Below are 12,623 nucleotides of genomic sequence, written 5' to 3' on the forward strand. Positions count from 1 at the left end.
ATCTTACCTATAAATATTAAGTATTCAAGGGTGGCCTATTAATAAAACTCATAGCGACAGATCTTCCTGTTTCTGAAACGTCTCCCGCTCCTAGAAAAGCGACGGTATACTTTTGGTTGCTGCTGCTGCTGGTTATATCTAGTATGGCGTCGTGCAAGCGCAGAACGTTGTTCGTTTGTTTTTCCAGAATTAAGCTATTTTTACCAATAGATCTAAGGCGTTTCCACAGTTCAAAAGAATTTACTCGTGCTATTTCTGCTTCCCCGGCGCTATATACTGGAAGCAGTATGATGTCGTCTGCTTTTGAAAGTTCGAGCGCAAACTCATCCAGGTTGTTTTTTAACCTGGAGTATCTGTGCGGTTGAAACACAGCCAGCAGTTTGTTTTCTGGTTCTTTTTGGCGCAGAGAGCTTATTACTGCCCGAACTTCTGTCGGGTGGTGAGCGTAGTCATCGACGAACAATAGGTTATCTGAGAGTCCAAGGACGGTCATTCTTCTTCCAACTCCTCGAAACTGTGCGAGAGCAAGCTTTACGCAGTCATACTCTATGCCGATACTTTTTGCTGTGGCGACTACAGAAAGAGCGTTTAGTACGTTGTGCTCTCCATAAAGGCCTACGTCAATATCTGGCCAGGTTTCTTGGCTTTTTCTGAAAAATATATCGAATCTTGTTCCTTTTTTAGAATATACAATGTTTTTCGCTTCGACATCAGAGCCAACGGCTATTCCATATGAAATAGAAGAGCCGGTTGCTGTTTGCGATGTTGATTCTAGGACGCTGCGGGCGCACGGATCATCGTTACACGATATAGAAGCAACTGTTGCTTTTTCTAAAAACTCTTTGCATGTGCGTTTAACGTTTTCGAAGCAGTTGTCATAATTTTCCATGTGTTCTGGCTCTATGTTTGTGACTATCGAATAGCTTATTTTTTCGAAATTCAGCAGGCTTTTGTCGGATTCATCTGCTTCTACGACTGCCCATTTGCTAGATCCAACGCGAACATTTGACTTATATCGTTCCATTATCCCTCCGCTTAGTATGGTTGGATCTAGTCCTGCACAATCAAGTACGTGTCCCATTAGAGAGGTTGTTGTTGTTTTGCCATGAGTGCCGCTTATCGCTATTACGTTGTATCCGGAGAGTATTTTTTTTAGCAAGTCTGATCTATGGATAACGGGGATCCCTAGCCTAAGAGCATCAGAAATTTCTGGATTATCTTTATCTATTGCGGACGAAACCACGATCACATCTATGTCTTTATCTATTCTTCCGCTTTCGTGACCTGTGAACACATGGACTCCTGAAGCGCGCAAAGAGTCTATAACATATCCGCTGCACTTTTCGTCGCTTCCTTGTATGCAAAGATTTTTTCTTTTGCACAGATTGGCCAAGGCGCTCATTCCTATCCCGCCTATTCCTATCATATGCAACTTATTCCACCCCACCATAAAATCAAAAAATGTCCACGCGCCATGCGGAATTTTAGCATTATACAAACTTTCGCGCCATGCCTATGCGCTAGTTTTTGGTTAGAACTCATGCAAAAAAAGGGGCTTGCAAGATTCTCTTTATGCGCTTATTTGACGCATGTGCACATGAACCTGTCCGCGCGCTTATTATGAGAGGTTTAATCCATGCCAAACTTAATCAAAGCCAGGTTTCGCAGAGGGTTCCTGTTGACGCTGTTGGCGATCTTTAGGCAAGTCCGAAGTTGGAGGCGGGGATATTGTTTCGCTATCATGACTAAGCGGCTCTTGTTCGCGTTTTTGTTCTCCGCTGAACATGTATTTCTGAAGCAAGTCCTCAATATTCATTGACGATTGTGTTTTGTATATGGTGTCTCCGTCAGAAAATATTTCTGAATCGTTTCCCGGAGCTATAGTCAACACTTTCCCTCCAAGCAAGCTTTCGCTAGATACAGAAACAGTGCTGTCCTTTGGTATATGGATATTTTTTCTAACAGAGAAGCTAACCACGGCAGAGTATTTTCTCGTGTCCACACGTATGGACTTTATAAAACCAACCGTTACTCCGCTGATCTTCACAGGGCTTCCCTCTCGCAGGCCACTAACAGAATCAAAGTCTGCATTAAGAGTATATGTGTCTCCAGCTTTTTGCGAAAACTCTGAGAACGAAAAAAAAACAGCGACCATAACCGTGCAGATGACGATAATGCCAACTGCAAGTTCTAGCATGCTTCTGCCGTTTTTCATTGATTTTGCCAGTCACACAGTCTAGTGTGAAGACTATCATGCGAAAATTCTATAGGCAATAGACTGGTAAATTATGTACGTTCTAATCATGTAGAAAAGCTATACATACATTTTTCCGTGCGCTTATTTTTCTCTGTAGAGTGATAAATATCGATCATTTCCGAATACATCTTTATCTATACAAATGTTTTCAAAAAATTTTGACGCGATAGAAAAAACGTGGTCCGCTTGATCATGTGCGATTTCCAGAAACGCGGCTCCTTCATTTTTAAGGTGCCTAGCGATCACAGGGATTAAGCGCCTGTACGATTCAAGCCCATCATCTCCTCCATCAAGAGCAATAGACGGATCCCATAATCTTACGTTATCGTCCAGCCCTGAGATGCTATTACGTTTTATATATGGGGGATTGCTTACTATGCAGTCAAATTCTCCAACTAAACTATTTTCCCAAGATCCAAAAACAAATTCAGCTCTGTCTGAAACTCCTGCGTCTGAGGCGTTTTTTACAGCGGTCGATATCGCGCCGCTCGATATGTCTATACCAATTCCATTTGCATTTGGAATTTCAGAAAGTAGGCTTATCAATATACAACCGCACCCGGTTCCGCAGTCTGCGACACGTATAACAGAGCTTGTGATATTGGGGTTTGCTTTTTGCGCCGTTTTCTGTTGGTTTTGGCTAACTGGCTTTGAAACATCGTGTCTGCAAGTTATACATTGCTCAAGGTAATTATTCTCTGAACGTGTCTGATTCTTGTAAATCTTGCTATTTTTTTCCCTGAGAAACTTTGCTGCTTTTTCTACAAGCCCTTCTGTCTCTGGCCTAGGTTCAAGCGTATCTTTTGTAATAAGAAAATCGCGATCCCAGAAGCATTTCCTACCAAGAAGCCTTGCCAACGAGATTCTATGACAAGAGCATATTCGGACAAGCGCGAGCACATGATCTGCCTGAGGCCTGTCGACGCCGAAACACACGGCTCGACGGAACGAAAAATCACCGAGAGCGTCGCGAACAAAAGCCCGAGAAAAAATAAAACAATAATCATTCGCACCTCTAGCCTCAGGTTTCGCGCCTTCAGCATTTACTCTCTCGCCGCGGCCGCACTCTCCGATATCAGTTCGAAGCCCCAGAGACTGATTGCCGCGGAAACAATGGCACTCGGCAAAACCGCAACCGCAAGAAAACAGACCAGAACTACTGGCTAAATCTTCAACGTCTTTTATGAGCTTGAACAAGCTATATGCGCCCATGCGCCGCAGCTCCTCCCCTATAAAACCGTCGCCCAGACGGCGATCCTATAATCAGCCAACTGCGCTCGCTGGTCTTCTGTAAGCTCTAGCTCTTGTTTTTCCAAGACCATTTTGCGTCGCGAGTCTGCTGCGTTTCTCGGCATAATCAGGCGCTACCATCGGATAGTCAACCGGAAGACCCCAGCGCTCTCTATATGAGTCAGGAGTTAGGCCATAAGATGTTCTTAAATGCCTTTTAAGCATTTTGAGCTTTTTGCCGTCCTCGAGGCATATTATATACCCAGGCGTAACAGACTCTTCAATTGGAACTGGAGCCTGCTTTATGTTCTTTTTCTGCGTACTTTTATCAAGGTTTGTGATAGTTGCGTATACGCTGTGAATTACGTCCGCAATTGAAGAGCTCGGGATCGCGTTCCCCGGGTTAGATAAGTATGCAGATACTACACTTCCAAGAACCTCTAGCACTTTTTCATTCTCTTTTGGAAGAGATGGGGAAGAATTTTGCATCATGTTTATTCCTTTGTTTATTTAATGTATGCTCAGTTCTTTGTAACACATCTTATCCCATAAAACAAGAAAAAGTTTGAATATATTCATCATTTTTTCTAAAAGCGTTAAAATTTCGTTTATGCTTAGGGATGAAAGAAAGAAAATCCTATATAATATCGTGTAATGAGATTGATTATATCGAAATAAAACGACATAAAGTATTCTTTGGCAGAATTTTTACCTTTTTAGAAATTTGTGTTAAGCTATGTTAAATATTTGTTTTTGTAAAACAATTATTTAACACAAGACAATATACATTCTTAGCCTATAATAAAGTTCGTTACAAAAAATATTACATGATGATATTTTCTGAAAAATTGATAAAAGGTTTGTAATATCTACGGTGTAATTCTGTTGGTCCGTGAGTTAGGATTGCTCCCATGTGTTCTTTTGTCCCGTATCCTTTGTTTTTTTTCCAATTGAATTGCGGATATAACTCTCCAAGATCGGCCATCATTTTATCTCGAGTAACTTTTGCAATTATTGATGCTGCGGCGACAGAGGTGCTTTTTTTGTCCGCGCAAACAACTGTTGAGTGTGGGAGGTCGAATATGTCAGATTTTTTATTACCGTCAATTATAAGGTGACCGACGTCTGACGAAAGCGACTTATACGCTCTTTTCATTGCGAGAAATGTTGCCTGCAATACGTTTATACAGTTTATTTCATCGACTTCTGCTATACCAACAGCATATGAGCAACTTGAAGAACTTGATATCATGCCATATGCTCGAACTCTATTAGAGGCGCTCAACACCTTAGAATCGTTTATACTGTTGGCTAGGCTTTCGCTTATATCGTATGAGTGAAATACAACGGCGGCAGCGACAACAGGTCCCGCAAGAGCTCCATACCCGACTTCGTCTATGCCCGCTACGAGTCCTCCAATTCCTCTCTCTATATGAAAATCTGGATTTGCCATCGAAAAAATCTTATTACAAATCACAACGATAGAATTCTAAACAAATTCTTAACTCTGCGCGACAAAAAAGTATAATCGGAATCTTCGATATGGGCGCTCTTTATATCTGGTTGCGTATGGATAAAACATTGCTAATCGCTCAGGTTCGATTTAGTATTAGAACGGTTTTTCTGCGCTCTTGAACGATATGTATGGTACGTTGTCTAAGTTTATTATGCGAAGTATAGGGACTGTCGTTTGTGCGTTGCTGCTTTTTTATCCTGTAGCTTTTGCAGAAAGGTCTGCGAATTCGGAAAAGAGAGTTAGCCAAAAGCAAAATAGCAGCGGAGCTAACTCAAAAAAGCTTGCAAGAGACGTTGAGGACCTGCAAAGGTCTTTTGATAAATTTCAGCAAAAACTTAAAAGTGTGAAAAAGGATCTTAAAGAGATTGCTGATATAGATTTTGATAAAGAAAAAACAGAGCAAACAGATAAACTTGCTCAGTTTGGCGTTGCTATTATCGATTTTTTTGACAACGTTATTAACGAACAAATAAAGAACAAGCTGCAAAATTTTACGACAGGATTGCGAGATATTGGTGAATATGGCAAATTTTTTGCTATGAGCGGAGAAGATGCCTCGAAGCATGCTATATGTTTTGCAATTGCTGCTAGCATAGGGGCGATGACGTCTTGGATAGGTGCGTATGTTATAAGAAAAAAGACTTCGGCCATTCTTAGGACTCTTAAGAGACAAAAGGCTTCGATGGTGACGTCTGTTGCGGTGTTTAGCTCTGTTTCTGCTGTTCCTCTTGTTCCTCACCTTGTATTGTTTGTTGTTTTGTCGCTTTTGTTTAAGTTCATGTTTCCTCCTGTACACAGTATGATAGGAGCGACTTCGGTGCGTGTGGCGGTGCCGAGCGTATACAATTATTGGGCCTTTCTTCCTGCTGAAATGTATTTTATTTGGCTCACGTTTTTTTGGACGTCGAAGATTTTCTCGTTGGAAAATCCTAAAAGGGCTGTGGTAAAGATAAACGAGCGTAATGCTGAGGTGATTTCTTTTTGGATCCGGAGCTCTGTTGTGCTGTATTTTTCCTATAGCGCTGTTCAGAAATTTTTTGTCATAACTGGAATGTCGAGCGTAAGCATAGAAGCTTTGTCGGATATTACTGGTATTTTAATAGGCTTTTCTATTATGAAGATCATCAATGTTATCCAGATTGATATAAGCGAATTTCATACGGAGCTAAGCGATGCGGTGCGCGTAAAAAGCATGCGGAATGCTTCTTTGATGAAGATTATAACATTTGTCCTCTGCGTTATGTGGGTATTTGCGCATGCTTGGTTTACAAAGCTGCTTTTTCCAGCAGTTGCAACTGGGGTTTTTATTGTTTTGCTTTCCCCAATTCAACAGTTGTTACGACGTGCTCGTGTTGTATATGTATGGCATCGCCGTAGAAAGCCTGATCTGCTTAGCAAGCTTTTGTCTATGGGGAGCGCTGTGGAGCAGACAGTAAAGTACCTTTTGTATGGTTCTGTTTCTGTGATGTGGATGTTTTATCTGCTCAGTTTAGATGCGTTCGGGGCATTCTTTAGCATGTTTTCATGGTTGCATTATCTATTCGAAGGAAAGCTTATATCGTCAGTTGTAAGTACAGTATTCGCTGTTGCTATAGCGCATCTTTTGGTAAAGACAGGAGACCGTGCGCTTAAATTTTATGTGGAAGAAAAATACTCTTCAAATTCTCAGGAGAATAATTTTTTGGCCAGCAGACTTAAAACACTTATGGCTATGCTTAGGACTCTTTTGCGTATATGTGTTTGGGCTCCAATTATAACAATCGTCGCTACGCATTTGGGTATTAGCAATGTTTCAGGAATATGGGCTGGGATCTGCGCTATAGGGTTTGGTCTTAGCTTTGGATTTCAGCAGGTGGTTCGTGACTTTGTGGCTGGTTTTTTCATAGTGCTAGAAAACAATTTGATGATAGGTGATGAAATCGAAGTTGATAGCAAAATCGGTAAAGTTGAAAGCATAAGTTTGCGCACTCTTAAAATACGAATGAGAGACGGGGCATTGGTTATAATTCCGTTCGGTATAATAGGTATAATAATAAACAGGAGCCGTCAATTTGCTTATGTTTTCTTAAGCATATCTGTGAAATATGATGAAAATCAGGAGAAAGTTGTTTCTTGTATAGAAAAAGCATTTCAAATATTGAAAAGGACATATCCTGTTGGGCGGTGCGTCATGAATCCTCTGGAAATTTTGGGGTTGAACGAAGTGACCAGCTTTTCTATGGTATTTCAGGCGAGAATCAAGACTATACCGAGCACGCAAGACTCTGTGAGGCGCGCTTTTAACAAGATTCTGAAACAGATATTCGATGATGAGGGCATTTCTTTGCCAATACCTCCATACAATATTCCGAATTTACAGCCAAGTCTGACGAATACGGTCTGACAGCGCTCTGTGTGTGGTTGCGGCGTTATCGCTGTCGTAGTATTCTTGCTGTTTTCTTAATGTGTACTAGTTTGGCATGTGGTTTCCGTGAGAAAACTTGGTATGGCTCGGCTTTTATTGCTGTAATCTGCGCGGGGGGGCCCGTATCCTATGAGATAGAAGGCTGGGCCCCGTTTGTCCTGCCTCTGAGCACTATTATATACGAATATGTATAGACATATTAAACTGCGCGCCATAGACTTTTTTTTTCTTCAGAGATATCCTTAGCACTAGTTGTTTTGCGGTTTTTTTTCAGGTGTTGTCATGAACGCTGCGCTCTTTTTATCTGTGTTTCTGGTATCTATTTTATGCGTTAGTGGGGACGCTATTTCTGGTGGCGGGTGCTCTGATAAGAAAAGTGTGAACAAAACAAACGATGGCGGAATCAAAGATAGTGGCGCTAAAATCGATAAGGATAATGGTAATAGGGAGCCTGGGGATAAAGCCGACAACAAGAAAGAAACAACGGCTTCTGATATATCGAAAGACGAAGCTATAGGGCTGATTTCCGCCGTATCAGAATTTGTTAAAAAAGAGTATGTCAAAGAAATTAGCTATAAAGACTTATGCAATACTACTATAAATGGCATGCTTTCTTCTCTTGACCCCCATTCCTCATATTTCACAAGGGAAGAGTTTGAGGATATGTCTCATGAAGTGAACGGCGAGTTCGGAGGGCTTGGTTTGGAGGTTGGGGCGAAAGACGGTGTTATTGAAGTTATATCTCCAATAGATTCTTCTCCTGCTCAGGAAGCTGGAATAATGTGCCGTGACCTTATAGTGGCTATAGACGGAGTCCCAGTTCAGGGAATGAGATTTTTGGACGTAGTGAAAAAAATGCGTGGTAAGCCTGGAACAGTTGTCACTTTGTTGATAAAGCGTGAAGGAAGCCCGATTATAACTAAGAAACTTACAAGGGCGATGATATTAGTTAAATCTGTGAAATACATTTTGCATGAGGGGGATATAGGCTATGTAAGAATCTCGACATTTGATTCCAAAGTTACGTCTCTTCTCAAAGACGCGATAGTTTCTATAAAGAAAAAAGCTAAAAATCGCTTAAAAGGATTCGTTATAGATCTTCGCAATAATCCTGGAGGATTACTTGATCAAGCTATAAGTGCGTGCGGTTTGTTTTTCAGCGATAAGGCAGTCGTATCAACTAGGGGGCGCGATATGAGGGAGCAAATTTTTAGCGCTCCTCACGGGCAAGATGTTATAGGAAATATTCCTGTTGTTGTGCTTGTTAATGAAGGAAGCGCATCTGCATCAGAGATAATGGCTGGCGCTCTTCAGGACAACAAAGCGGCTCTTGTTGTTGGCGTGAACTCTTTTGGTAAGGGGTCTGTTCAGCGAGTTGTTCCTATCGGTGAAAATGGGAAACTTGGAGGTGTTCGCCTTACGGTTGCCTTGTTTTACACTCCGTCTGGCAAAGTTATACAAACAAATGGTATAAAGCCAGACATATATATTTCGCAAGACACCGTTGTTTCAAAAGAGTCTCAAGACTTAAAATTCAGGGAAAAAGACCTTCACGGTGTTCTTAGGCCAGAAAACATGAGCAAGGACGCTGCTGATAAAATAGCAGGGAAATTTGATGCCGAATATAAAAAAGGAAGGAAAGAGGCGTCTGAAGGTTTTTCGGTTAGTCCTGGTATCGATGGAGGTCGCTCAAGCTCTGGGGGCCAGGGAGACTCCTCTGGCGCAGACAAAAGCTCTGATGGAGTGGCTGCAGCGATAATAAAAAAGGAAGATTATCAGCTAATGCGCGCCGTTGAATTGGTGAGGGGGCTCTGGATCTTCGACAAAAATAAAGAGTGCTCCGGGATGAAAAAAGCATCATAAATCAGTCGCATAGAAAGAGATAGCTTATCTGCTTTGTTTGTTATTTTTTGTTTATGGCCTGTAGAGGTGGTATATAGAGCGCGAGCTTTTTGATTTCGTTGGCTTACGATAAATCGGGTATTTTGCTGAGGAAAATTCATACTCCCAGTGTTTTTTATAGGTTTGCTCTTCTTATACCTATAGTTTTCGATGTGGGTAATACAACAAAGAAACTGTGATATTCAGCGTTTTATACAAAAAAGTTAATGCAAAAAAACAAAAATTGATGAATTATTAAGATCAAAGTTATATATTAATAGTGTATTAAAATCTAAGATGGGAGAACGCATATGAACAATTATAAAATGTTAGTTTTGGCAATTGCAATTGCGGCGCAGTCAACTTTCGCTGTTGCAGTAGGCGATTTTTACGAAAGGCAACAAAAATTTTTAGAAAAAAGAAACGCAGCTATAGCTAAAAAGATAGAAGAGCAAGCGAACGAGTATACAGGACGCCCAATGATAAGTGACGCCAGTAATAAGATGGTGCTTTTAAAAAGGAAACAAGAAAACGACACAAGGGATGTATTTCAACGAATGCATGAAGATGTCGAGAGAAGAAGGGCTCTGGGTTTGAAGCGTCAATTCGAAGCTGAGCAAAAAAAATCCCGTATAGTTAAAGCAAACCCTGTGCCCAAGTTTCAAAAGCCAATGAATCGTGGACGGGCAATAGAAGAAGTCAATTATAACCAGATAGAAAATGTGATGGAATCGGGAGACGTCAATCAAGAGGTAGAAGAATTCGCGGAAAATAGACTGATAAGCAGAATAAGCAAAGATAAGCTTGGCAGACCGGAAGCAGTACAAGATCAGGGCTTGTTAAATGTACAAGAGCCTGCTTTCACTAGTCGTTTTTCTACATTTCAGTCGGCTAAAATTTTTCCAAAAAAACATTTCCGAATTCAAAAAGTGCAAAGGCAAGATGGAACTATAGAATACATTAAAAAACAAAACCCATAAATTTAACAATCGATGCAAAAATGGATGAATGAGAAACTCAGCAATATTTTTTATTAAGTTTATCAATCATCCTTTCTGCATTAAAGCATAAAAATTAGAAATAATTAGTGATAATTATCGATTTATAAAATAAAAAGGCAGTGAAAATGAATGTTAAAACAACTATATTAATAGCCGTTTGTGTTATTAAATCTATTAGTGCAATGGCTGGAACGCATAAATTCGGAAGAAAAATGTTTCCTAACGATAAAAATGCAAGCGAAAGCGTGAGAGAAGCTATGCAATATGGCGCTATAGCAGAAAAAGATGTGTCGAAAAAGCCAATAAAGAAAATTGATAATCAAAAAAGGAAAAACAACAACGTTGCAGATAAGTCATGGAAATTGAGTTTAAGAGCAAATGTTGTAAAACCAGGTGAAGAACTGTTTTTAGAAGAAGGAGAAATTCCCGCAGACCAAAGATTCAAAAAAGTTTTGCCCAGAGCAGAGCGGGAAAAATTAGAACGCAGTGAAGTTAACCATGAAAAAGGACTTGCCCAACAGTATTTTGCGCAGCTGCCAGCTGAAGATCAGCGATATGATCAGTCAAAAGCGTCAGCGTTAAATGAGAAATATAGATATTTCGCAACAAACGAAAATGTTTATAAGAGACTTTATGATGACGCGAGAAATAGGGTGGCGGTGAAAAATTTTGAAATTCAGAAAAAAAATTCTGGAAAATTCGACGTTGCTCCTTTTCCTTTCATAGAGGAAAAATCTCGTAATATTGCATTGGATCTGTCATGGAATGAGCTTGATCTTAAGTATAGGTCTAATATTGATAATTTTTTTAAAAATATACTAAATCAATATTCATATCGTTCAGAAAAAAAAGGTGAAGAAGAAAGGCTTGCTGCTGAAATCGGAAATTTTATAGAAAAAGAGGCGGAGAAAAATTTTAAAGACGAGTTAAAGAAGGAGCCAGGCATGACTGGCGAGGAGAAAGAGGCCGGACTTCTCTCGTGGAAATATAAAGTAGCCGACTATTTAAAATGGAAATTCACCGTAGCAAAATTCGATAAATCCTTGAAAGAAAAGGCTATCCCATTGGTTGAATACATTTTAGAAGAAATATCTCACGATAATGAAAGAATTCTTCCAACTCTAGAGCGATTGCGAGATGCATTAAAAAATGATCTATTGGAAAAAGGTATTCGAGAGGAGCTTATTGCCGAAGAACAGGAGCAGAATCTTTTGATGCAGCGGCAAAGTAATGACAGAGGTCCTTTCCAAGTAAACTTTAATGATTAGTAACAGTGAGCGGGAGCGGCCAACGGTAATATAAACGTCGATTTACTGGCAAAGGACGTGGATTAATAAAAAAAGAGATAGCTGGCTTGCGTGTATTATCATTTTTAAGCAAGCGTTACGAAAAAGCCGCTCGGCCAACACATATGTTGCGGGCGGCGTCTTTTCGGACATTTATTTGTGCTTAGGTCTGTTCTAAGTCTAAGAAAGGCGGCGCGGGTTATTCCTCGCAATACAAGAAAGGCTGCTACGGAGCAACTTATCCTATTACATAATATACGCAAAAATCATGAAGCTATGGATGAAATGGGCGAGCGACCGGGATCGAACCGGCGACCTTTAGAGCCACAATCTAACGCTCTAACCAACTGAGCTACGCCCGCCACACAACGTCGATGATGGCTGACGGATAAGCGTTTTGTCAAGGCTAAGAATTTCCCGAACCAAATAGTTTCTGCTGAAAAATTTTCTCGGACCCGCAAGGAGGCAAACTACATGTTTTGCTTCGACCTATACAAGTGACACAGAGCTACGGCTGCTGCATCTGCGCTGTCAGCTGGTATGTTTGAACGAGTTCCAAGCTCTACCATGATTGTCCGTGTAACTTGCTTTTTGTCTGCTAGTCCAAATCCAGTTACAGTTTTTTTTATAGAGTTTGGGCTGTATTCTACGGTTTTTATTTGTAAACTTCCAAAAGCTGTCAAGCAGGCTCCTCTTGCAAAACATAAGGAAATCGATGACTCTGGATTTATGTTGATGAATACTTTCTCTATTGCTGCTATTGATGGTTTAAATTCTTGGATTATCGAGCCAATCTCTGAATATATTTTTGCAAGTCTTTTCTGTATTTCGTCTTTTGAGCTTGTACGAATGACGCCTAACTCTAAACAATTAACGGCATTTAACTTCCTACTAGACGCTTCTATTATCGCATATCCAGTTTTGTTGAGCCCTGGATCTACGCCTAAAATTCTGTAATTTTTTTCATCATAACAATTTTTTTCCTCTTTTTTTTCTGCAGCAGGCATTTCTTTACTGGCTTTTTCCGACATTCGCATCTTTTCCTGAG

Annotated in this window: 10 protein-coding genes and 1 tRNA gene; 4 read left to right on the plus strand and 7 right to left on the minus strand. The window is 40.4% G+C overall.

Translation table 11 applies throughout. The features are described from left to right. Positions 1 to 16: 16 nt before the first annotated feature. From murC to HYD_RS00605, 5 genes are all read right to left on the minus strand, one after another. Positions 17 to 1,498: a UDP-N-acetylmuramate--L-alanine ligase gene (gene murC / locus HYD_RS00585; RefSeq protein WP_236865269.1), complete on the minus strand. Its 1,482-nt coding sequence runs from the start codon at positions 1,496 to 1,498 to the stop codon at positions 17 to 19. A 147-nt stretch (positions 1,499 to 1,645) separates the two neighbouring features. Next, positions 1,646 to 2,215 carry an outer membrane lipid asymmetry maintenance protein MlaD gene (gene mlaD, locus HYD_RS00590; protein ID WP_236865272.1) on the minus strand — a complete coding sequence of 190 codons (570 nt, stop codon included), beginning with the start codon at positions 2,213 to 2,215 and terminating at the stop codon, positions 1,646 to 1,648. Positions 2,216 to 2,338: 123 nt separating this feature from the next. Next, positions 2,339 to 3,469, minus strand: coding sequence for a HemK/PrmC family methyltransferase (locus HYD_RS00595; RefSeq protein WP_236865274.1), 1,131 nt, complete (start codon positions 3,467 to 3,469; stop codon positions 2,339 to 2,341). 51 nt (positions 3,470 to 3,520) lie between these two features. Further along, positions 3,521 to 3,979, minus strand: coding sequence for a Ros/MucR family transcriptional regulator (locus HYD_RS00600; RefSeq protein ID WP_236865276.1), 459 nt, complete (start codon positions 3,977 to 3,979; stop codon positions 3,521 to 3,523). A 331-nt stretch (positions 3,980 to 4,310) separates the two neighbouring features. Continuing rightward, a complete protein-coding gene (locus HYD_RS00605) occupies positions 4,311 to 4,964 on the minus strand; it encodes a ribonuclease HII (protein WP_236865277.1) in 654 nt (217 codons plus the stop codon). 163 nt (positions 4,965 to 5,127) lie between these two features. Between HYD_RS00605 and HYD_RS00610 the strand changes: the two genes are divergently transcribed. The 4 genes from HYD_RS00610 (at position 5,128) to HYD_RS00625 (ending at position 11,557) form a co-directional block, all read left to right on the plus strand. Further along, a complete protein-coding gene (locus HYD_RS00610; RefSeq protein ID WP_236865827.1) occupies positions 5,128 to 7,386 on the plus strand; it encodes a mechanosensitive ion channel family protein in 2,259 nt (752 codons plus the stop codon). Between the two features lie 303 nt (positions 7,387 to 7,689). Then, positions 7,690 to 9,270 carry a S41 family peptidase gene (locus HYD_RS00615; protein ID WP_236865280.1) on the plus strand — a complete coding sequence of 527 codons (1,581 nt, stop codon included), beginning with the start codon at positions 7,690 to 7,692 and terminating at the stop codon, positions 9,268 to 9,270. Positions 9,271 to 9,599: 329 nt separating this feature from the next. Continuing rightward, positions 9,600 to 10,268: a hypothetical protein gene (locus tag HYD_RS00620; RefSeq protein WP_236865281.1), complete on the plus strand. Its 669-nt coding sequence runs from the start codon at positions 9,600 to 9,602 to the stop codon at positions 10,266 to 10,268. 146 nt (positions 10,269 to 10,414) lie between these two features. Continuing rightward, the gene (locus HYD_RS00625; RefSeq protein WP_236865283.1) at positions 10,415 to 11,557 is read left to right on the plus strand and encodes a hypothetical protein; all 1,143 of its coding nucleotides are present in this window, start codon (positions 10,415 to 10,417) and stop codon (positions 11,555 to 11,557) included. 306 nt (positions 11,558 to 11,863) lie between these two features. On the opposite strand, the gene HYD_RS00630 is transcribed toward HYD_RS00625, so the two are convergent. After that, positions 11,864 to 11,937 (minus strand) — tRNA-His (locus HYD_RS00630). Between the two features lie 108 nt (positions 11,938 to 12,045). After that, the gene (ruvC, locus tag HYD_RS00635; RefSeq protein ID WP_236865285.1) at positions 12,046 to 12,606 is read right to left on the minus strand and encodes a crossover junction endodeoxyribonuclease RuvC; all 561 of its coding nucleotides are present in this window, start codon (positions 12,604 to 12,606) and stop codon (positions 12,046 to 12,048) included. Positions 12,607 to 12,623: the final 17 nt, after the last annotated feature.

Source organism: Candidatus Hydrogenosomobacter endosymbioticus (assembly GCF_021654655.1).
Lineage (GTDB): Bacteria > Pseudomonadota > Alphaproteobacteria > Holosporales > GW7 > Hydrogenosomobacter > Hydrogenosomobacter endosymbioticus.

Bases quoted from the DNA above. Each gene is read 5' to 3' on its own strand.
- mlaD (WP_236865272.1), bottom strand. From the start codon at position 2,215: ATGAAAAACGGCAGAAGCATGCTAGAACTTGCAGTTGGCATTATCGTC.
- HYD_RS00595 (WP_236865274.1), bottom strand. From the start codon at position 3,469: ATGGGCGCATATAGCTTGTTCAAGCTCATAAAAGACGTTGAAGATTTA.
- HYD_RS00600 (WP_236865276.1), bottom strand. From the start codon at position 3,979: ATGATGCAAAATTCTTCCCCATCTCTTCCAAAAGAGAATGAAAAAGTG.
- HYD_RS00610 (WP_236865827.1), top strand. From the start codon at position 5,128: ATGTATGGTACGTTGTCTAAGTTTATTATGCGAAGTATAGGGACTGTC.
- HYD_RS00615 (WP_236865280.1), top strand. From the start codon at position 7,690: ATGAACGCTGCGCTCTTTTTATCTGTGTTTCTGGTATCTATTTTATGC.
- HYD_RS00620 (WP_236865281.1), top strand. From the start codon at position 9,600: ATGAACAATTATAAAATGTTAGTTTTGGCAATTGCAATTGCGGCGCAG.
- HYD_RS00625 (WP_236865283.1), top strand. From the start codon at position 10,415: ATGAATGTTAAAACAACTATATTAATAGCCGTTTGTGTTATTAAATCT.
- ruvC (WP_236865285.1), bottom strand. From the start codon at position 12,606: ATGTCGGAAAAAGCCAGTAAAGAAATGCCTGCTGCAGAAAAAAAAGAG.